The 19,803-nt window shown below is 60.9% G+C and carries 17 protein-coding genes; 5 read left to right on the top strand and 12 right to left on the bottom strand.

What is annotated here, in order from left to right:
* Nucleotides 1–62: 62 nt before the first annotated feature.
* The 4 genes from prfC to I6L40_RS05825 form a co-directional block, all read right to left on the bottom strand.
* Entirely contained in the window at nucleotides 63–1,652 is a 1,590-nt protein-coding gene (prfC, locus tag I6L40_RS05840; RefSeq protein ID WP_216995409.1) for a peptide chain release factor 3, read from the bottom strand.
* Between the two features lie 280 nt (nucleotides 1,653–1,932).
* Nucleotides 1,933–3,807, bottom strand: a complete 1,875-nt coding sequence (locus I6L40_RS05835) for a diguanylate cyclase (RefSeq protein ID WP_216995121.1) — start codon at nucleotides 3,805–3,807, stop codon at nucleotides 1,933–1,935.
* Between the two features lie 146 nt (nucleotides 3,808–3,953).
* Nucleotides 3,954–5,408, bottom strand: a complete 1,455-nt coding sequence (gene viaA / locus I6L40_RS05830; RefSeq protein WP_216995120.1) for an ATPase RavA stimulator ViaA — start codon at nucleotides 5,406–5,408, stop codon at nucleotides 3,954–3,956.
* 10 nt (nucleotides 5,409–5,418) lie between these two features.
* On the bottom strand, nucleotides 5,419–7,032 hold the full coding sequence (locus I6L40_RS05825) for an ATPase RavA domain-containing protein (RefSeq protein ID WP_216995119.1): 1,614 nt from the start codon (nucleotides 7,030–7,032) through the stop codon (nucleotides 5,419–5,421).
* A gap of 235 nt (nucleotides 7,033–7,267) precedes the next feature.
* On the opposite strand from I6L40_RS05825, the gene I6L40_RS05820 reads away from it, so the two are divergent.
* The 3 genes from I6L40_RS05820 to I6L40_RS05810 all read left to right on the top strand — a co-directional run bounded on the left by I6L40_RS05820 (nucleotide 7,268) and on the right by I6L40_RS05810 (nucleotide 10,297).
* The gene (locus tag I6L40_RS05820) at nucleotides 7,268–7,699 is read left to right on the top strand and encodes a DNA polymerase III subunit psi (protein ID WP_156853877.1); all 432 of its coding nucleotides are present in this window, start codon (nucleotides 7,268–7,270) and stop codon (nucleotides 7,697–7,699) included.
* Nucleotides 7,700–7,751: 52 nt separating this feature from the next.
* The gene (gene rimI / locus I6L40_RS05815) at nucleotides 7,752–8,201 is read left to right on the top strand and encodes a ribosomal protein S18-alanine N-acetyltransferase (RefSeq protein ID WP_071913622.1); all 450 of its coding nucleotides are present in this window, start codon (nucleotides 7,752–7,754) and stop codon (nucleotides 8,199–8,201) included.
* A 305-nt stretch (nucleotides 8,202–8,506) separates the two neighbouring features.
* Complete coding sequence (locus I6L40_RS05810) at nucleotides 8,507–10,297, top strand: long-chain fatty acid--CoA ligase (RefSeq protein WP_216995118.1); 1,791 nt, start codon at nucleotides 8,507–8,509, stop codon at nucleotides 10,295–10,297.
* Between the two features lie 63 nt (nucleotides 10,298–10,360).
* Here I6L40_RS05810 and gshA read toward each other — a convergent pair whose 3' ends face one another.
* The 4 genes from gshA to I6L40_RS05790 form a co-directional block, all read right to left on the bottom strand.
* On the bottom strand, nucleotides 10,361–11,959 hold the full coding sequence (gene gshA / locus I6L40_RS05805) for a glutamate--cysteine ligase (RefSeq protein WP_216995117.1): 1,599 nt from the start codon (nucleotides 11,957–11,959) through the stop codon (nucleotides 10,361–10,363).
* A 61-nt stretch (nucleotides 11,960–12,020) separates the two neighbouring features.
* Nucleotides 12,021–14,834 (bottom strand): pitrilysin family protein, encoded by a 2,814-nt coding sequence (locus I6L40_RS05800; protein ID WP_216995116.1) that lies wholly within the window; start codon nucleotides 14,832–14,834, stop codon nucleotides 12,021–12,023.
* Between the two features lie 26 nt (nucleotides 14,835–14,860).
* Nucleotides 14,861–15,298, bottom strand: coding sequence for a YqaA family protein (locus I6L40_RS05795; protein WP_156853880.1), 438 nt, complete (start codon nucleotides 15,296–15,298; stop codon nucleotides 14,861–14,863).
* A gap of 79 nt (nucleotides 15,299–15,377) precedes the next feature.
* Entirely contained in the window at nucleotides 15,378–16,352 is a 975-nt protein-coding gene (locus I6L40_RS05790) for an NADP-dependent oxidoreductase (protein ID WP_216995115.1), read from the bottom strand.
* A gap of 56 nt (nucleotides 16,353–16,408) precedes the next feature.
* Between I6L40_RS05790 and I6L40_RS05785 the strand changes: the two genes are divergently transcribed.
* Complete coding sequence (locus tag I6L40_RS05785) at nucleotides 16,409–16,576, top strand: hypothetical protein (protein ID WP_162516863.1); 168 nt, start codon at nucleotides 16,409–16,411, stop codon at nucleotides 16,574–16,576.
* Between the two features lie 49 nt (nucleotides 16,577–16,625).
* Here I6L40_RS05785 and I6L40_RS05780 read toward each other — a convergent pair whose 3' ends face one another.
* The gene (locus tag I6L40_RS05780; RefSeq protein WP_216995114.1) at nucleotides 16,626–17,627 is read right to left on the bottom strand and encodes a Preprotein translocase subunit SecY; all 1,002 of its coding nucleotides are present in this window, start codon (nucleotides 17,625–17,627) and stop codon (nucleotides 16,626–16,628) included.
* A 257-nt stretch (nucleotides 17,628–17,884) separates the two neighbouring features.
* Between I6L40_RS05780 and I6L40_RS05775 the strand changes: the two genes are divergently transcribed.
* A complete protein-coding gene (locus tag I6L40_RS05775; protein WP_041209119.1) occupies nucleotides 17,885–18,181 on the top strand; it encodes a hypothetical protein in 297 nt (98 codons plus the stop codon).
* A 41-nt stretch (nucleotides 18,182–18,222) separates the two neighbouring features.
* Here I6L40_RS05775 and I6L40_RS05770 read toward each other — a convergent pair whose 3' ends face one another.
* From I6L40_RS05770 to rpsR, 3 genes are all read right to left on the bottom strand, one after another.
* Entirely contained in the window at nucleotides 18,223–18,963 is a 741-nt protein-coding gene (locus tag I6L40_RS05770) for a ferredoxin--NADP reductase (RefSeq protein ID WP_216995113.1), read from the bottom strand.
* Between the two features lie 101 nt (nucleotides 18,964–19,064).
* Nucleotides 19,065–19,511 (bottom strand): 50S ribosomal protein L9, encoded by a 447-nt coding sequence (gene rplI, locus I6L40_RS05765; protein WP_005340490.1) that lies wholly within the window; start codon nucleotides 19,509–19,511, stop codon nucleotides 19,065–19,067.
* A gap of 52 nt (nucleotides 19,512–19,563) precedes the next feature.
* Nucleotides 19,564–19,794 carry a 30S ribosomal protein S18 gene (rpsR, locus tag I6L40_RS05760; protein WP_005308890.1) on the bottom strand — a complete coding sequence of 77 codons (231 nt, stop codon included), beginning with the start codon at nucleotides 19,792–19,794 and terminating at the stop codon, nucleotides 19,564–19,566.
* Nucleotides 19,795–19,803 lie beyond the last annotated feature (9 nt).

Here is a 19,803-nt window from a genome sequence, read left to right as displayed (position 1 = left end):
TAAAAAGACCCCGCCGAAGCGGGGTCTTTTTTTATCGTGTCTGCCGGTCGGGCAAGCGCTTATCAGTGCTCGCGAGTCTGACGGAACTCGACGTTCGGGTGGCGCTCCTGGGCCAGGCGCAAGTTGACCATGGTCGGTGCGATGTAGGTGAGGTTGTCACCGCCATCGAGGGCCAGGTTGACCTCGTTCTTGCGCTTGAACTCTTCGAACTTCTTGACGTCAGTCCCTTCCACCCAGCGGGCGGTGGAGACGTTGACCGCCTCGTAGATGGCCTCGACGTTGTACTCGCTTTTCAGACGAGAAACCACCACGTCAAACTGCAGCACACCGACCGCACCGACGATGAGATCGTTGCTGATCAGCGGACGGAACACCTGCACCGCGCCCTCTTCGGAGAGCTGCACCAGCCCCTTGAGCAGCTGCTTCTGCTTGAGCGGGTCGCGCAGGCGGATGCGGCGGAACAGTTCCGGTGCAAAGTTCGGGATACCGGTGAACTTGAGATCTTCACCCTGGGTGAAGGTGTCACCGATCTGGATGGTGCCGTGGTTGTGCAGACCGATGATGTCACCGGCGAAGGCGTCTTCCGCCTGCTCACGGTCACCGGCCATAAAGGTAACGGCGTCGGAGATGTTCACATCCTTGCCGATGCGCACATGGCGCATCTTCATGCCCTTGGAGTAGGTGCCTGACACGATACGCATAAAGGCGATACGGTCACGGTGCTTCGGATCCATGTTTGCCTGGATCTTGAACACGAAGCCGGAGAACTTCTCCTCGGTCGCCACCACCTCGCGGCTCTCGGCCTTGCGCGGCATGGGAGACGGCGCCCAGTCGGTCAGGCCATCCAGCATGTGATCAACACCGAAGTTACCCAGTGCAGTACCGAAGAAGACCGGGGTCATCTCGCCAGCGATAAAGGCGTCATGATCGAACTCGGGGGAGGCACCCTGCACCAGCTCCAGCTCGTCACGCAGCTGCTGGGCCAGATCTTCGCCGACGGCGGCATCCAGATCCGGGTTGTTCAGCCCCTTGACCACCCGCTTCTCCTGGATGGTGTGGCCCTGACCGCTCTGATAGAGATAGGTCTCATCCTTGTAGAGGTGATAGACACCCTTGAAGGATTTGCCGCAACCGATAGGCCAGGTGATGGGGGCGCACATGATCTTCAGCTCGCGCTCCACCTCGTCCATCACTTCCATCGGATCGCGCACTTCACGGTCCAATTTGTTCATGAAGGTGAGGATGGGGGTATCGCGCAGACGGGTCACTTCCATCAGCTTGCGAGTCCGGTCTTCAACACCCTTGGCGGCATCGATGACCATCAGGCAGCAGTCGACCGCCGTCAGGGTACGGTAGGTATCTTCGGAGAAGTCCTCGTGACCCGGGGTGTCGAGCAGGTTGACCAGACAGTCGGCATAGGGGAACTGCATCACCGAGGTGGTGATGGAGATACCACGCTGCTTCTCCATCTCCATCCAGTCGGATTTGGCATGCTGGCCCGAGCCACGGCCCTTGACGGTACCGGCGCGCTGAATGGCCTGTCCGAACAGCAGGACTTTTTCAGTGATGGTGGTTTTACCCGCATCCGGGTGCGAAATGATCGCAAAAGTGCGTCTCTTGGAGACTTCACTCAGAAATTCAGCTGACATAATTCAACGTTCTTCTATTGGGCGGCGGCCTTGGCCACCGTGGGAATAATTCCGGGATGCCGCATTGACTCACGGTCCGGCATGGGTACGCAACGGGCCACTCGGGCAGACATAGGGTCTGTCGGTGGTGAGAGGAAGAGGGTTGCGTTACATGGGTCTTCTCGCCTGAGTCAAAGCAAAATTGCGCGACATTATACCCGCACGGGTGAAAAATACCCAGTCCGGCTTGGGGAATTCAGCAGCCGGATGATCCGCTCAGAGGATGGATGAGAATGCGGGCTAACTACTCTGCCCGCATCACCAGATTGCGTCCTGCCTGCTTGGCCCGATACATGGCGCCATCAGCACGCTTGATCAGGTCGCTCAATGTCTCATCGAGGGAGCTCAACTCGGCACAACCGATACTGACATGGATGGCATACCCTTCCGGTACGCCATCAACCTTCAGCAAAGAGACGTGATAACGGATCCGCTCCGCCACCTCGACAGCCTCATCAAGACCCGTGTCAGGCAGCAGCACCAGAAACTCCTCGCCACCGTTGCGTCCTACCCGATCGAACGAGCGCAGCTGCCCTTCAGCGCTGCTGGCGACCGCCACCAGCACGCTGTCGCCAACATGATGGCCCAGCTGGTCATTGACCTGTTTGAAGTGATCGATATCGAGCAGCAGCACACTAAATGGCTTGCCACTGCTTCGCGACTGCTGAAAGGACTCCTCCCCCAGCTTCTGGATCTGGCGGCGGTTATGGATGCCGGTCAGTTCGTCGGTCATCGCCAGATGGTGCATCTTGCGGGAGCGGCGATACTGATAGAAGACAGCGATCCCCATCAGCACCAGCAGCAGCGAGACCACCAGATACTGCCAGTAGCGACGCTCGCGCAGTTGCTGGAGTTCGGCCTCCTGCAACAGCTGTCTGGTCTTGAGGGTCTGGTGGGCCAGCTCCTTGCGTGCCATGTCGAACTCGAAGCGCATCTGCAGAGTCCGCTGTTCCATCAGCACCTTCTCGACCGCCGTGCGGGTTTTGACATAGAGCTTCAGATTGGCCAGCGCCTCTTTAATCTGCCCCTTCGACTCGAAGATCCGCGAACGCACCTCGTAGAGCCGGGTCAAAAAGCGCTGATTGTTCTCTTTGACGAAGATGGGCTCGGCTCTGGCAAGGCTGGCAAGCGCCTCGGATAGCTTGCCCTGCGTCTCCAGCACCATCCCCATCACCAGTTGCCAGTGCCCCTGGGTGACGCTGTCTATATCGCTACTACTGAGCAGAATCGCCTCGGCCTGCTGCAGCTTGGCCATGGCCCGATCGCCCTTGCCCTGATAGTGGAGGATGGTGGCCAGCTCAATCTGGCTCCAGGCTAGAAAACCATCCTGCTGCTGTTTCCGGTAGAACTGCTCCGCCTGTTCCAGCAGCGGACGCGCCCGCGCATACTCCCCCATCTCGCTGTAGAGCACCCCCTGCTGGGAGATGATACTGATCTGGCGCTCTTCCTCCCCCTCTTTTTCGTACTCCTTCTCCAGCTCCTTGAAGTAGCCCTCGGCCCGCTCATAGAGCCCCATCCTGCGATAGGCATTGGCAATGTGACCCAACGTCTCCCGCGCCTTGCCATCCAGTCCCAGAGCTTCATAACCGCGGTGAGCCTCCATCAGCTCTTGCAGCCCTTCCGCCAGCTTGCCCTGATAGGCATACATGTCGCCGCGCTGGCTGAGAATATCGGCCTCCTGCAGCCTGTCACCCAGATTGCGCGCCAGTTGCAGCGCCTGTTCGTAATCGGCCTTGGCCTGTTTCATGTTGCCCAGCAGCTGCTGATGAAAGCCGCGGCAGGTGAGCAGGCCCGCTTCGGTGAGGCCATCCTTGCGTTCACGGGCCCGCTGCAGTGCCTTGTCGGCAAACTCCACCACCCGGCGATATTCGCCATCCCGCTCGGCTGGCATGGCCCAGCACTGCAGGCGCACGATGCGCCCCTGCACATCCGGTGGATAGGCATCATAGTTTGCTGCAAGCACGGCAACACGCAGCCGAAAAACACGCTCGCTGTGACTCCCCTCCTCCAGCTGTTGCAATTCTTTGGAGAGTTTTGGCTCGGCAAGCGGCTCTCTGGCAGCCCATACAGAGCTACTGCAAAGCGCGGTCAGCAAGAGCAGGGCGAGGAAACGTATCATGCGGGGTCACTTCTCCAGTCAGAGAACACAGCCATTGTGCAGCACATCATAACTGCTCATCCCACAACGTACAGCAACCAAACAACGCGCCATATCAATCAGCTAAAGGCAGCCTCAAGTGGATTATGACTTGGCAAGACGTCGGCTCAGTGCTGTTGCCAACGGCGCAGCAAGCGGCCGCGCAGGCCGCAATCGAGCAACCAGCTGTTATCGAACACCCGCAGCAGCGCCTGCTTGGCGTGACGGGACATGGCCACCGCATGAAAACGGGTCTGGCGCTGACGATAGCGGTTCATCTGATCGAGCAGGGCATGGGGCAGGCTCTGGGCGATAAAATCGGAGATGACCAGCACGTCCGCCATGGCAAAGGCGGGATCATCGAGCTTGGCCAGTGCTTTCTCGAGGCAGGGCACCAGATCGGTACCGCCGTGAAAACTCATGGAGAGGAAGCGCTCCGCCTTCTCCAGTCCGGTATCTGCGGTGATCTCGAGGGTCGCCACCTCGGTGGAGAAGAGCATCAGATAACAGCCGCGCTTCTCGTCCATCGCCACCCGCAGCAGCGCCAGAAACAGTGCCTTGGCGCACTCCTCCGGATATCCGCCCATGGAACCGGAGGTATCTACGCAGACGATAAAGGGGCCGCGATGCTGAAGCTGCTTGCCCCCCTGCTCTGGGGTGCGCAGCATGATACGCTGGCGCGGCAGGGTGCCACGCGACTGGTAGCTGAGCAAACGCCGCTCCAGATAGCGGCGGTAGAACTCCAGTTCCAACTCCGGCAGCCCCAGCATCACTGCCTCGCTTGGCAGCAGCCGCATCAGGTCGCTCGCCTGATGAATGCCCACCAGATCGTCGGGCACATCGTCGCTGGGTGCCGGTTCCAACTCCAGCACCTCGACCGGCGGCACCGGCTGCTCCTGCGCCCGCCGATCCCGCTCGCTGCGCCCGAGCAGACCGGCAATCTCCGCCAGCAGCGGCTCGCGCTGCAACATGCGGGCATACTGCTTGACCAGCACCAGACTGCGCTTGTGCCAGCTCCCCTGCGCCAGATCCCACAGACCACCGGCGGAAATCTTGTTGGGGTCGAGGGCATCGGCCAGGGTACGGCTCGCCAGCAGCTGATCCTCAATCTCCTGACGCTGCTTCTCCCGCTCCGCCTCGGCGATCTGCTGCTGCAACTGCAGCAGGCTACCCACCAGACTGGCGCGCCACTTGTCGATAAAGAGCTGGCACAACCCCTCGGTGGGGTGAGCCATCAGCTGGCGCACCAAGGATCGCGCCTCACCGGCAAAGGGGCTGTACTGCTCCAACGACTCCAGCAAGCTTGGTAAGCGGCCAACCAGCTCGGTCATCGGCAGCTGCCGATGGGCTTGATAGAGCAGGTACTCCTGCTCCAGCGCCACCGGCACCGGTTTGTGGCGGATCTCTTCGCCTAGCTGCTCGCCCCAGCTCTGCAGGCGCTTTTTCAGCAACTTGCCCTGCAGCGGGGAGCGCCTGATGAACTCGGAAATCTTGGGCGAGGCTGCCAGCAGCGCCACCACCTCGCCCGCCAGCTCCCCCTCGCCCATCAGCAGTCCCAGATCCAGCATGCCGATCTCAAGCATGATCTGCCCCTTAGCCGTCCAGTCTCGGCAACCGTTCGCGCCACTGTGCCAATTCGCTGCGCAGCAGCTCGAGATCCCGTCCCAGCACGAAGAAGCTGTCTTCCACCTGCTGCAGCCAGCGCGAGGCGATAAAGAGGTGCTGCTGATGACGCTCGAACAGGCTGCGCTGCTGCTTGAGCTCCTGCTGCACCTTGCCAGTCTGGCTCTGCAACTCGTCGAGCGCCTGCAACCAGGGCTCCAGCACCACCTCGGGGATGGCGCTGCGTTCCACCAGTACCAGCGGGATCTGCTGACGCTGGATATCGAGCACCTGCAGCCGCAGTTCGTCGTCAAGCACCAGTTCGTAGTGCCCCTCTTTCGGGTTGCCGAGCGGATGGCCAACAAGCGCCTCGCCGGTAGGGCGCCAGTGAGAGAGCAGGGTACGATCAAACATCAGGGTATCGGTCAGCCGCTCGGGATCGCTGCCATCCAGCGGGGCCGGCGTGAGCAGATGGAAGTGCACCTGCTTGCCAAAGGGTCTGGCATTGGCGAGCGGGATCTCGATCCCCCGGGCGCGGCGGCCAAACCACTGCTTGCGCTGCCGCGCCTTGCAGCAGAGGCGCTGGGCCACGCTCTGTTTGAGCTGCTTGAACTGATCGCGCAGGGCCAGCAGCTGGCGGGTCATCGCCAGTTGCTGATAGCCATAGAGGCGGGAGAACTCGGTCATCATCTCCAGCAGGGCAGTGCGGGACTCCTCGTCATGCCAGAGGCAATCCTTGAACAGCAGCAAATCGAGCGGGGCCACCTCGTCGCGACCGTTGAAGAAGGCGCTCGCCTTGATGAGCCGTACCGCCTTCTTCCAGCGCCGATCCGACACATAGCAGCGGTGCGCCAGCTGGCTGTCGAGCTGCTGACGCAGTTGATAGATAAGCTCGAAGCAGGCATCCGGCAGCCGCACCTGTTCAATCTCGCCCTGCCACTGCTCGTACTCGTCGCCGCGGATCTGCAACGAAGCTGGCAGGTTGTGGTGCGAGTGACCATCGCTGGCCAGCATCGCCTGAAAGTTGGACTTCTCCTGCACCCGATCCATCCAGATCCGAACCAGCATCCGGTCATAGAGCGCTTCCAGCCCGCTGTCCGGCGCGGGCAGCTCGTTGGAGGCGGTCACCAGCAAGCGCATCGGGATGGGGTGCTGGCTGTCGCCGTTGCGAAACTGCCGCTCGTTGATGGCGGTGAGCAGGGTGTTGAGGATGGCGGGGCCCGCCTTCCAGATCTCGTCGAGGAACACCACCTCGGCCTCGGGCAGGTAGCCGGCGGTGAGGCGCAGATATTTGCCATCCTCCTTCAGCGCCTGAATGGAGAGGGGGCCGAACACCTCCTCCGGCGTACTGAAGCGGGTCATCAGGTATTCGAAGTGGCGCGCCTCAAAGAACGCCAGCTTGAGGCGGCGGGCGATCAGGCTCTTGGCGATGCCGGGGGGGCCCAGCAGAAACACGCTCTCGCCACTGAGCGCAGCCAGCAAACCGAGGCGCAGGGCATCCTGCCGTTCATAGAGCCCCTCCCCCAGAGAGGCCAGCAGGCGAGGCAGGCGCTCCTGAATGGGAATGGCACGCGCAGAGTTCGTAGCTTGAGCTAAAGGCGACATAGAGACAATTCCAGGCTGGGATGATGATAAGCCCAAGGGGTGATGGCCACCTGTTCGTCCTTGGGGTTTCTCTTGTTATGATATTTATCCGGTCTTATTTCGCCAGAATACCCGACTCTGGCAGGAAAAAAACCGGATAACCCCCGCAGAGGGCAGCAAAGGGTGCAGAGCAACCCGTTCGCGTGTACCCTGCCGGCACGATTTTCCCCAATGCAGCCAAGAGAGTGACTCACCCATGATAGACCCCGTACGTCAAAGCATGCTAGCCCGCATGGGCATTCAGAGCTGGCAGCTGCGTCGTCCGGCCATGCTGGGTGTCGCCCCTGCCGAAGAGGCAGAAGTAGCCAGTACGGAATCGCCGCAAGAGGCTATCCCACAGGCTCCTCGCCCTGCCGGCAAGCTCTGGCTGCTGGCTCAGGCACTGCCCGCTGCGACACTGCTGGAGGATATCTGTCAGCTGCTCGCCATCAGAACCGATGAGGTCACGCTGCTGAGCACGCCCCCGGAGGCGCACTGGCTGCAACAGGAGCCGTCACCGCTGCTCTGGCTGACCGAGGCCGATTCCCGCTGGCCCGATGCCCTCGTCTGCCCGCTCGCCCCCGGCAGTGCCGAAAAGCGGGCACTGTGGCAACAGTTGCAGCCACATCTCGCCGCCCGGACAGCCTGACCCAATCCCATGCCCGTCGCTGCGGGCTTTGACGTTATCCCACGGAGCCACCATGCCTGAGTTTCGCCCCCTGCTCGAAGCCGACTTCGACCTCGTCTATCCCATCGAACAGGCCGCCCACAAGGAGCCCTGGAGTCAGGCCAACCTGCTCTCCTGCTTTGGCCCCCGCTACCTCAACACCCTGATGCTGGTCGATGGCAAGCCGGCGGGCTTCTATATCTCGGATCTGGTGGCGGGCGACAGCTCGCTGATGAACATCTGCGTCCATCCCGCGTTTCAGGGCAAGGGGTTGGGCCGGGCGCTGCTGCAACATTATCTCGCGCACAGCAAGCAGAGCGGGGCACAGGCCTGGTTCCTCGAGGTGCGCGCCGGTAACCAGACCGCCATCAATCTCTACGAGAGCGCCGGTTTTGCCGAGTATTGCCGCCGCGCCGACTACTATGGCACCGGCCAGGATCGGGAAGACGCCGTGTTGATGTCGCGCCTGTTCGACTTCGGCTGATCCCGGCAATAACGCCCCACCGACATAGTGACTGAAAGAGGAGGAAACCAAGCCCTCCTCTCACCTCCCCCCATTTCCCGCACCACTGCGCTTGCTCACTCCCCTTGCCTTCCGAGCCTCTGCCTCTAACGCCGGATCCGGTCTCAACCAAGCCGCTCACACTGTGCAGAAGATGGGCTATTTGCCCTCTTTGTGATCCAGAACAAACGGCGAACACTTGTAAGCTGTAATATTGGAGTTTAAACTCTAGCCCGCTTTTTAGTGCCCTCGTGGGCGTACAACTGTAACGAAAGGATGTTTGATTGATGCCGAAGCTTCATCTGGTTCAATTGATGCGCGAGCGTATTGCCCGGCTTGGCAACAAGGCTGCCCTGCGCGTTCAGCAGGATGGTCAATGGCGTGCCATCGGCTGGCGCACTCTGGGTCAGGCCATGGACTACTGTGCCCAGGCCCTGATCCGCGCCGGACACCAGCCCACCGAAATGGTCGGCATCTATTCGCGCAACATGCCGGAATGGACCCAGGCCGATCTCGGCATCCTCGCCGCGCGCGGTGTCAGCGTCCCCATCTACCCCACCAGCACCCTGGATCAGCTGCGCTATATCGTGCGCGATGCCAACATCGGCCTGCTGTTTGTCGGCGAGCAGTCCCAGTTCGATCAGGCACTGCAACTGATTGAAAGCGGCGAGATCCGCCAGATCGTCGCCCTCGACGGCAGCGTCAACCTGCGCGGCTGCGCGCAAGCGAGCCACTTTCAGGAGTTTCTGGTCTCCGGCAACCATCAGCCCAGCGAGCAGGAGCTGCGGGTACGGGAGAGCCAGTACCGGATGGACGATCTGCTGACCCTGATCTACACCTCCGGCACCACCGGCGAGCCCAAAGGGGTGATGCTCGATTTCGCCAACATCGCCGCCTGCTTCGAGATGCACAACAGCCGCCTCGATCTGAACGAGCAGGATGTGTCGCTCTGCATGCTGCCGCTCAGCCATGTGTTCGAGCGCGCCTGGAGCTACTACGTGCTCTATTGCGGCGCCGAGAACGTCTACATCCGCGATCCGCAGAAGGTGATGGATGTGATTGGCGACGTGCAGCCGACCGTGATGTGCGCCGTGCCGCGCCTCTACGAGAAGGCCTACGCCATGATCCAGGCCCGGGTTGCCCAGGCTCCGCGCCTGCGTCAGGCCCTGTTTGGCTGGGCCACCCGCGTTGGCAAGCAGATGGTCGCCACCCGTCAGGCTGGCAAGTCAGCCTCCCCCCTGCTCTACGGCCAGCTCTGGCTTGCCGAGCGGCTGGTGTTTCGCAAACTGCGCGCCCGCTTTGGCGGTCGCACCCGCTTCCTGCCGGTAGCCGGTGCCCGTCTGGCTGACGATGTGAACCTCTTCTTCCAGGCCATGGGGCTCAACCTCAAGTACGGCTACGGCATGACCGAAACCACCGCCACCGTCTGCTGCTACGAAGATCAGCAGTTCAAGCTGGGTTCCATCGGCACTGTGTTGAACGGTATCGAAGTGAAGCTGGGTGAGAACAACGAACTGCTGGTGCGCTCCCCCACCGTGATGCGCGGCTACTACAACAAGCCGGAAGCGACCGCCGAGGTGATGACCGAAGATGGCTTCCTGCGCACCGGTGATGCCGCCGAGCTCGACAGCGAAGGCAACATCTACTTCACCGAGCGTCTCAAAGAGTTGATGAAGACCTCCAACGGCAAGTACGTAGCGCCGCAACTGGTCGAGGGGACCATCGGCAAGGATCGCTTCATCGAGCAGATCGCCATCGTCGCCGATGCTCGCCACTTCGTCTCGGCGCTGATCGTGCCCTGCTTCGAGTCGCTGGAGGAGTACGCCCGCTCCATCAACCTGCAGTATCAGTGCAAGACCGAGCTGCTGCGCCACTCCCGGGTAGTGGAGTTCTTCGAATCACGCATCGCAGATCTGCAAAAAGAGCTGGCCAAGTTCGAGCAGGTGAAGAAGTTCACCCTGCTGCCGAGCGCCTTCTCCATGGAGCTGGGTGAACTCACCCCCACCATGAAGCTGCGCCGCAAAATCATCGAAGCCAAGTACCAGAGCGAAATCGAGGCGATGTATAACCACGTCTGATACCGCTCGGGTCTCCGGAAACAAAAAAGCCGCTCATCGAGCGGCTTTTTTGTTGGTCTGCCGTCAGGCAGTGGTCTTGCTGGTACCGAAGTAGTCGGCCAGGAAGTCATCGAACGACACGCTGTCGCTGCGCTCGCGCTCCCGCTGCTTGGCCAGCGAATCCTTCGCCTCACCGGCAAAGTAGGCCTCATCCCAATATTGCAGCTCGCCTGCCAGCAGCTCCTCGCGATAGCGGGTCGCCAGCTTGTCGCCGTAGCAGCCATTGTCCTTGCCGCTCTCCAGCAGCTCCTTGAGCATGCGGGCGGAGTAGGTGAGTTCGGGGTCGAGCAGTTTCTCGCGATGCATCGCCAGCGTCTCGCGGTAGCGGTTGCGACCGCAGCAGCGATCCAGCAGGTCGGCTACCTGAGCCAGCTCCTCGAACAGCTTGAGGCCGTACTCTTTGAGGCCAATAGCATTGCCCTGCTCATCTTCAAGCTCAAGGCCGGGGCGACGCCCCTCCAGCACCACCTTGCTCTGGTTGCGGCGATTGCGGGCAATCTCCTCCTCGCTCAGCACCGGAGAGGGGCGCAGCAGACACCAGACCAGGAACAGGTCGAAGAAGCGGATTTGATCGGCGTCGATCCCCAGCGGCGTGAAGGGGTTGACGTCAACGGTACGCAGCTCGATGTACTCGATGCCGCGCTGCTCCAGCGCATCCGAGGGCTTCTCGCCGCTGCGCGGGGTGCGCTTGGGCCGGATCGGGGCATACAGCTCGTTCTCCAGCTGCAGCACGTTGTCGTTGAGCTGGCGATACTCCCCATCCACCTTGACCCCGATCTTGGCGAATTCGGGATCATGGGTATTGATGGCGCGGCGCAGACTGCTGACATAGGCTGGCAGATTGTCGTGGCTGATCTTGAGCCCCGCCTGAGAGCTGTTGGTATAGCCCAGATCGGAGAGACGCAACGCGGTGGCGTAAGGCAGATAGAGGGTGCCCTTGCCGGTCTTCTCGAACGGCAGGTTGCTCTTGCGCCCTTTGAGGAAGGACTCGCAGATAGCAGGCGAGGCACCGAACAGGTAGGGCACCAGCCAGCCGAAGCGGTAGACGTTGCGAATAAGCCCCATGTACTTGTCGGAAATAAAACGCTGGCTGCAGCACCCTTCGCACACCAGATCCTGCCACTCGCTCCAGAAGCTGTCGGGCATGGAGAAGTTGAAGTGCACCCCGGCGATCACCTGCATCAGGCTGCCGTAGCGATTCTTCAACCCCTGCCGGTAGAGGGTCTTCATTTTGCCGATGTTGGAGCTGCCGTACTGGGCCAGCCGGATGCTCTCCTCACCGCCAACGAAGCAGGGCATGGAGAGCGGCCAGATCCGCTCGTCACCCAGATGACGCATCACATGGTGATGGATGTCACCCAGTTGCTCCATCAGGCTGTCGAGGGAGTCGGTAGCCGGGGTGATGAACTCCAGCAGGCTCTCCGAGTAGTCGGTGGTGATGTTGGGATGGGTCAGGGCCGAGCCCAGCGACCGGGGATGGTCACTCTGGGCGAGTCGACCATCCGGCGTGATGCGCAGACATTCACGCTCGATCCCGCGCCGGATCCCCTTGAGAGCAGTCAATCGCTCGGGAGATCCCAGCGCAGTCAGCAACTCGGTGAGTGACAAGCTTGTTGTAGTCATATTCACGGCTCATGTGAGGCCGCCCCATCCGGGGCGGCTCTTGATTTTTATAAAGCCTCAGTTACGGCAACTGCAGCGGATAGATGGGAAGATGAAGCTCCTTCAGGGGTTTTTCAAGCTTTTGCTTGTCTCCCACCACCACGATCACCATGTCGGCCGGATTGAGCCAGCGGGCAGCACTCGCCTTGAGCGTCTCGGCCGACACCGTCTTGATCAGGTTGTTCTGAGCCTGCACATAGTCCGGTTTCAGGTCATACATCACCATCTGCAGCAGGAAGCCCGCCTTCTGGCCCAAGGTCTCGTAAGAGAGGGCATCCTGCTGGGAAACCGCGCTGCGCATATAGGCCAGCTCGACCGGGGTCGGGCCGCTCTTGCGGTAGTTGTCCATCTCCTTGAGGAACTGGCGAATGGCATCAACGGTCGCATCGGTACGCACATTGGCACCGGTGGCAAAGGTGCCCACCTCGCGGTTGGCGGAGAAGCCGGAGCTGGCACCGTAGGTGTAGCCCTTGTCTTCGCGCAGGTTGAGGTTGATGCGGCTGTTGAAGTTGCCCCCCAGGTTGAAGTTCATCAGCCCGGCGGTGAAGTAGTCACCCGTGGTATCGAACGGCATGGCGCGGCGGCCGATGCGGATCACCGACTGGGGCGCACCCGGTTTGTCCACCAGATAGATGCCCGGCTTTGCCTGCTTGCCCTTGAGTTTGAGAGCCCCCAGAGCCGGCGTCGCCCCTTTCCAGTCGCTCAGGAAACCGAGCTGCTCTTCGATCAGCTTCTGGCTCACATCGCCCGCCACCACAACCTTGCCGTTGGAGGGGTTGTAGTAGGCCTGATAGTAGTGCTTCACATCCGCCAGGGTCAGCTTGGCCACATCGGCAGGTACCCCGTCAGAGGGTTGGCCGAGGCGGTTGTTCTTGCCATAGACCAGCTCGCGGAATGCCTGTCCCGCCAGCCATTCAGGCTGCTGCTGGGCCTGCTGCATCCCTTGCAGCATTTGCGCCTTGACCCGCTCGAAGTCAGCCTCCCGCATCCCGGGGCGCTCGAACACTTCGCGCACCAGCGCCAGCGTCTGTGGCAACTTGTCGGCCAGCGAGCTGATGGTGATCAGCGTGTTGTACTGGGCACTGGAGACATCGATGCTTGAGCCCAGCTTTTGCAGCTCGTCGCTGAGCTGCCCCTCGGTCAGGCGCACCGACCCCTGCCCCATCATGGCGGCGGTCAGATTGGCCAGCCCCAACTGCCCCTTCTCCTCGGCCCGGATACCACCCGGCAGGGCGATCATGATAGAAACCGCGGGGATTTCGTCACTTCGGGTGCCGATGATCTCGATGTTCTTGTCGAGCTTGCCGTGCCAGATGGCGGGCACCTTGACGCTCACCGCATCGGCCGCTTTGGGCTGTACGCTGCGATCGAAACTGTCTTTTACCGGTCGCTCGGCCAGCGCCTGATCATGCTTGCTGTAGTCCGGCAGCTCGCGTTTGGCCGGAGTGAAATTCGGGGTGGCGACCTGCCACTCGGCCTTGCCTTTGGGCACCACGCTCAGCACCACCGCCGGCTTGTTGGCAATGAACTGGTCGTAGGCGGTTTTGACCTGCTCCGGCGTCACCTTGCCGATGGCGTCGAGGGTCTTGAAGACGTAGTTGGGATCCTGGGCAAACACCTGACCCATGGCGAGCTGGCTCACCTTGCCGGAGACGCTGTCGAGCCCCCAGATAGCCGAGGCGCGATAGCTGTTGATCGCCTTCTCCAGATCCTCCGGCTTGAGGCCGCGCTGGGCGAACTCGCCGATCACCTTGTCCACCTCCGCCTTGAGGGTCTTGAGGCTGCCATCCACCGCCGGGTTGGGGTAGGCGTAGACGGTCAGGGTGCAGGCCAGCTCTTCACAGTAGTGCGAGGCGCCCGCATCGATCGCCTTGCCGGTCTTGACCAGCGACTGGTAGAGCATGGAGCTGGCGCTGCCGCCGAGCACATCGGCAAACATATCGAGTGCCGGCTCCTGCGGGTCACCAAGGGACACGGTCGGATAGCTGATATAGAGCAGCGGCAGGTGCACCTTGTCCTGCAGCGTCACGTAGCGGGTCTCGGGCAGGGTAACCGGTTTTGGCGTCGGCTCGGCCACTTCCGGGCCACGCGGGATGGAGCCAAAGTACTTCTCGATCCAGTCGAGGGCCTGCTTGGTATCAAAATCGCCGCCCAGAGTCAGAGTCGCGTTGTTGGGGCCATACCAGCGCAGGAAGAACTGCTTGAGGTCGTTGACGTCAACACGGTCGAGATCCTCCACATAGCCAATGGGCTGCCAGGAGTAGGGGTGAGTGCGCGGATAGAGCGCCTCACCCACCTTCTCGCTCACCAGACCGTAGGGCTGGTTGTCGATACGCTGGGCCCGCTCGTTCTTGACGGTAGCGCGCTGGATCTCGAACTTCTTCTGGCTCACCGCATCGAGCAGGAAGCCCATCCGGTCGGCCTCCAGCCACAGCACCTTCTCCAGCTGGTTGGCCGGCACGGTTTCGTAGTAGTTGGTGCGGTCCTTGTTGGTGGTGCCATTCATGTCACCACCGGCTTCGTTGATGATCCGCATATGCTCCTGATCACCGACGTGCTTGGAGCCCTGGAACATCATGTGCTCGAAGAAGTGGGCAAAACCGGACTTGCCGACCGTCTCCCGTGACGACCCGACGTGATAGGTCACGTCGAGATGCACCAGCGGATCGGATTTGTCGGGCGCCAGAATGACGGTCAGGCCGTTGTCCAGCTTGTACATCTGATAAGGGATGGCGAGCTTGCCCTCCTCCTTGACCTGCTCGGAGACCAGAGTCGGAGCCGCCAGCACGGGCAGGGTGAAGCCCAGCAGAATGGTTAAAGGTATGACTTTGTTCACGGTAACCTCGTGAGTGACAAAAAGGGCTAGAAGATCTGACTGGCCAGTAGAAATACCAGAGCGTAACGCAACAATTTGCCGAGCCCTATCAGGACAAGAGAGCGCCAGAAGGAGAGGCGCAGCCAGCCGGCCAGCAGACAGAGTCCATCACCGACCACCGGCGTCCAGGCAAGCAGCAGACACCAGTGGCCATGTTGTTTGAGCCAGCCGAGGGCTTTTTGTTCCCCACGGCCTTGAAAATCTTCCGGTTTTTTCTTGAAGGTGGCGAGCCAGCCAAGCCACCAGGTGGTCATGGAGCCAAGGGTGTTACCGAGCGTCGCCCACAGCAGCAGGCTCGCCATGCTCCACTCCCCTTTGGCCGCCATGGCCCCCAGCAGCACTTCCGAGCTGCCGGGCAACAGCGTGGCTGAGGTAAAGGCGCTCAAAAAGAGCCACCCCAGCCCCATCTGCATCAACTCATTCATGATGCGCTCCCCCACCACAGAGGCAAGGACGAGAGGCACTCAGCAACAACCACAACATGCGTCATCGCCATCATCCAGTTCATGCAGGATAACCGTCGGCGGCGGGCATGCGCAGCAGCAGCTTGCCGCGGACATGGCCCCCTTCGATGCGCTGATGGGCCAGCGCCCCTTCGCTCAGGGCAAATTCACCGGCGATGGCAATTTTCACCTCACCCTGGCGCAGCAGCATCAGCATCTGGCTCAGCTGCTTCTGATCGGGGTGCACCAGCATACCGACCACCTCGATACCGGCAGCCGCGCCGGCATCCTTGATAAGCTGGGCAGTGATGGTGGGCACAGTCACCAGCCGGCCACCCGGCTTGACGCACGCCAGCGCCGCCTTGCCGCTCTCGCCACCCACCAGATCCAGCACCAGATCGAACTGGCCATCGGCGATCACCTCGGCGAACCATTCGGCCTGATGGTAATCCACCATCCGGTTCGCCCCGAGACTATGGAGGAAACTGTGGTTGTCGCCGCTCGCCGTGGCTACCACGTGAGCGCCATAAGCAGCGGCAAACTGCACCGCCAGATGACCGACACCACCAGCCCCGGCCAGAACCAGCACTCGCTGCCCCGCCTTAAGGGCACCATGTTCGAACAATCCCTGCCAGGCGGTGAGTCCCGCCAGCGGCAGCGCCGCCCCCTGCTGGAGGCTCACCCCGTCAAGTTTCACCAGCTCATGCTCGCTCGCCACCACGGATTCAGCATAACCACCGGCTGCAAGGGGAAACCCGACCATGCCGCACACCAGATCGCCCTCGGCCAGCGAGGCCACGCCGGGACCCACTCGCTCCACCACGCCAGCCACGTCGTAACCGGGCGTCCAGGGCAGCTTGTCCTTGTTCTGGGCAGCCGCCCAGCCGAGACCGGCCCGGGTCTTGGCATCGATGGGGTTGACCCCCGCAAAGCAGATACGCACCCGCACTTCGCCATCGGCAGGCACCTTGTCGAGAGAGGGATTGAGCTTGAGTACCGAGGGGTCGCCGAATGCGGTAATCTGTAGTTGCGTCATTGCACAAGCCATCCTGTTGATGCATCGAGGGTCAACAGAATAACAGCGAGGAGACCATGGCTCGAATGTTTCTTATTCCTCTGTTGCTGGCGCTGGGGTGGTGGGCATTCCTGCTCTACTTCCGCATCCCGCTCAAACAGGGGGCCAAGGGGTTTTACTGGATCATCGGCATCGGTGGCGGACTGGCCGCCTTCCTCAGCCTGATGATGGTGCTGACCAACTGAATCAGATACGAAAAAGGCCACCCCATCGGTGGCCTTTTTGTCGCTGTCGTTACTGCACCGGCTGCGAGTTGAGGTAGTAGTGGCGATTGCTCCCCTGCCCCAACACCCCTTGCGACAGCAGATGGTGGAACACCCGATCCACCTCCTCCAGCGAAAGTGACAGTGCCTGCGCCACCGAGCGCTTGCTGCACTTGAGCTCACCGCTCTCCAGCGCGCCGCGCACCTGTGCCAGCACCTCGGGTGCAGGCTCCGGCGGCTGCATGGGCTCGGGCTGGGCTGCCTGAGCCAGGGCCTCCTGCTCCTCGGCACGGGCGCGTGCCTGCTGCCAGCGCCACATCCGGCGAAAACGGCTCTCCTCACCGATCAGGCTGACGAAGAAGGCACCGAATACGTCGAGCAGCACCGAGAGGAAACAGACCAGCAGAAACTGCACCTGGCTGATGCTCATCCCGACCCCGTCCGCCAGACTGCTCATCAGCCCCAGCATGGAGGATTGCTCGTTGACCGGCTTCGCATCGCGCTGCTGACGCAGTTCATCCTGCTGCAAGCGCAGCTTGGTGTTGGCGTGCTGCAACGAGGAGACGCCGCTGGAGATGCGCTCCAGCTCGATATATTTGCGGGCCGCCTCTTCGTTTAGCTGGATCTGCCGCTCGATGCTGGCGATCTGTTCGTCAAAACGGGCGATCTCCCGTTCATGGCGCGCCTGCTGGCTCAGCACCGTATTGGTGGCACTGTTGATACCACCGATACTGCCACCGATAGAGATGGCCGCCAGCACGCTGTAGAACAGCAACGACCAGAAGGCACCACTCAGATCCCGGCGCGCCTTGCGCTCGCCGTACTCGTACCAGACGTAGAACTTGCCCAGCTCGAAAATGATCGCCAGACCGCCAAACAGCCACTTCATCAGCGGGTTGTCATCGATGGAGAGAAACAGCAGCAGGGAGAAGATAATAGAGGCCAAAATGGCCAGCCCGGTAAAACTGTATACCGTGGTGAGCGCGAACCATCCCTTGGGATAGCGCAGCGCGGAAGCGTCCTGTGTGGTCATGGTGAAACTGTGGTGCAGTGCAGGAAAAGTTGGCTGCCGATTATAGTCGGCAGAGCCGTTCAGAGAAGGGCAAACACCTGAATTCCTTCATATTGCAAACCAGCTGCCCAGAGTGCGACCAAAACGGACAAATTGGCAGCAGAAAAGCGCTACAATCCCCCTCCTGACTTCATCGTGTGGCGAGATGGGATGCGATTCCGCCCGGGTTCAGCCCGCTGACGTATACTCATCCGCCGTTGCAATTATCCGAGGCCATCATGAACAGAACGACCCCTTTGCTCCTCTCACTCTTGCTGCTCGCCGGCGCAGCCCATGCAGACCAACCATCCCAGGAGAGCAGCGGCTCAACCTTCTCTGTCGATGCGATGACCTTCAATCTGGACTGGGATGACAAGCAGTTTGGCTGGAGCCAGAAAGAGTGCCTCGATCTGGGGGTAAACGACTATATTCCCTCTGACTGCAAGGGGATGAGAGTCAATGTCGAGAGCGAAGAGAATCGCAATCAGCCCCCCAGCACCAACCAGATGCCCGCTCCGCAGGGCAACAACCAGTAATCAAATGAGCAGGGGCCGAGCGGCCCCGCCGTTATGCTGCGTTACCAGTAGTTCTCCGCACTGATATTGCCGGGTGCCCGCCGCAGGTTCTTGGCCAACCCCAGTGCCAGCAAGGTTTGCTGGGTCTCTTTCACCATCTCCGGATTGCCACAGATAAGCACCTGACTCAGCTCGGGTGAGAACCCCAACCCTACCCGCTGCTGCAACTGGCCGCTGGCAATCGCTGCCGGGATCCGTCCCGCCATTGCATCGGGCCACGGCTCGCGGCTGACAAAGGGGACATAGCGAAAGCGCTCGCCATGTTGCTCGGCAAAGCTGGCGATCAAAGCCTGATAGCTCAGCTCTTCGCCTTTGCGCACCCCATGTACCAGCACCAGATTGTCGAAACGGTTGAAGGCCTCGCCCTCGGCCAGCATGGAGAGGAAGGGGCCGATGGCGGTGCCGGTCGAGAGCAGCCAGAGATCGCGTCCGGCCGGTACCTCATCCAGTGTCAGAAAGCCGGTGGCCAGAGACTGCACCAGCAGGGTATCGCCCGCTTGCAGTGAGCCGAGGGAAGGGGTCAGCTCACCGCTCGGGATCTCGACCAGATAGAACTCGTGGTATGGCGCAGAGGGAGGATTAACGAAGGAGTAGGCGCGCTGAATGCGCCGCTCGCCCTGCTCAAGGGCCAGTTTGGTGAATTGACCTGCCTTGTAGGGGGCCAGATCGGCCGCTACCCGCAGGGAGAACAGAGTGGGTGTCCATTCGATGCGTTCGATGACGCGACCTTCGACCCAGGCCATAGAGATCTCCTCCAGAGGAACAGAGCTTCACTCTACCCCCGGGCCTGAAAATAAAAAACCCGCGCAAGTGCGCGGGTTTTTTCTGCAAAAGCGAATCGCTATTACAGGGCAACAACCTGGATCTGTACGGTTGCTTTAACGTCAGCGTGCAGCTGAACAGCAACTTCGTAGTCACCGGTGTTACGCAGAACGTTGCCCATGCGGACTTCGCTCTTGGCAACGGCTACGCCGGCAGCAGTGATGGCTTCAGCCACGTCACGGGTACCGATGGAACCGAACAGCTTGCCTTCGTCGCCAGACTTGGAAGCGATAACCACGGTAGCCAGTTCGGCCAGCTTGGCAGCACGCTCTTCAGCAGCAGCTTTGTTGGCAGCCAGTTTGGCTTCCAGCTCAGCGCGACGAGCACCGAAAGCTTCGATGTTGGCCTTGGTGGCCATAACAGCTTTGCCTTGCGGGATCAGGTAGTTACGGGCATAACCAGATTTCACGGAAACTTGGTCACCCAGACCGCCCAGTTTGGCGATTTTGTCGAGCAGGATAACTTGCATTACCTTTCCTCTATAAATTTCGTTGAGTTAGGCTTAAGTGCCGGGCCGATTCTTACTTGTTGTGCAGATCGGTGTACGGCAGCAGAGCCAGGTAACGAGCACGCTTGATGGCGCGTGCCAGCTGACGCTGATACTTGGCGCGGGTACCGGTGATACGGCTCGGTACGATCTTGCCAGATTCAGTGATGTAGTTTTTCAGAGTAACGATATCTTTGTAGTCGATCTCGGTAACGTTCTCGGCGGTGAAGCGGCAGAACTTACGACGACGGAAATAACGTGCCATGGCCTTTAT

It is taken from the genome of Aeromonas sp. FDAARGOS 1410, assembly GCF_019048745.1.
GTDB classification, from domain to species: domain Bacteria; phylum Pseudomonadota; class Gammaproteobacteria; order Enterobacterales; family Aeromonadaceae; genus Aeromonas; species Aeromonas jandaei.
This window is presented reverse-complemented; position numbering and strand designations above follow the sequence as displayed.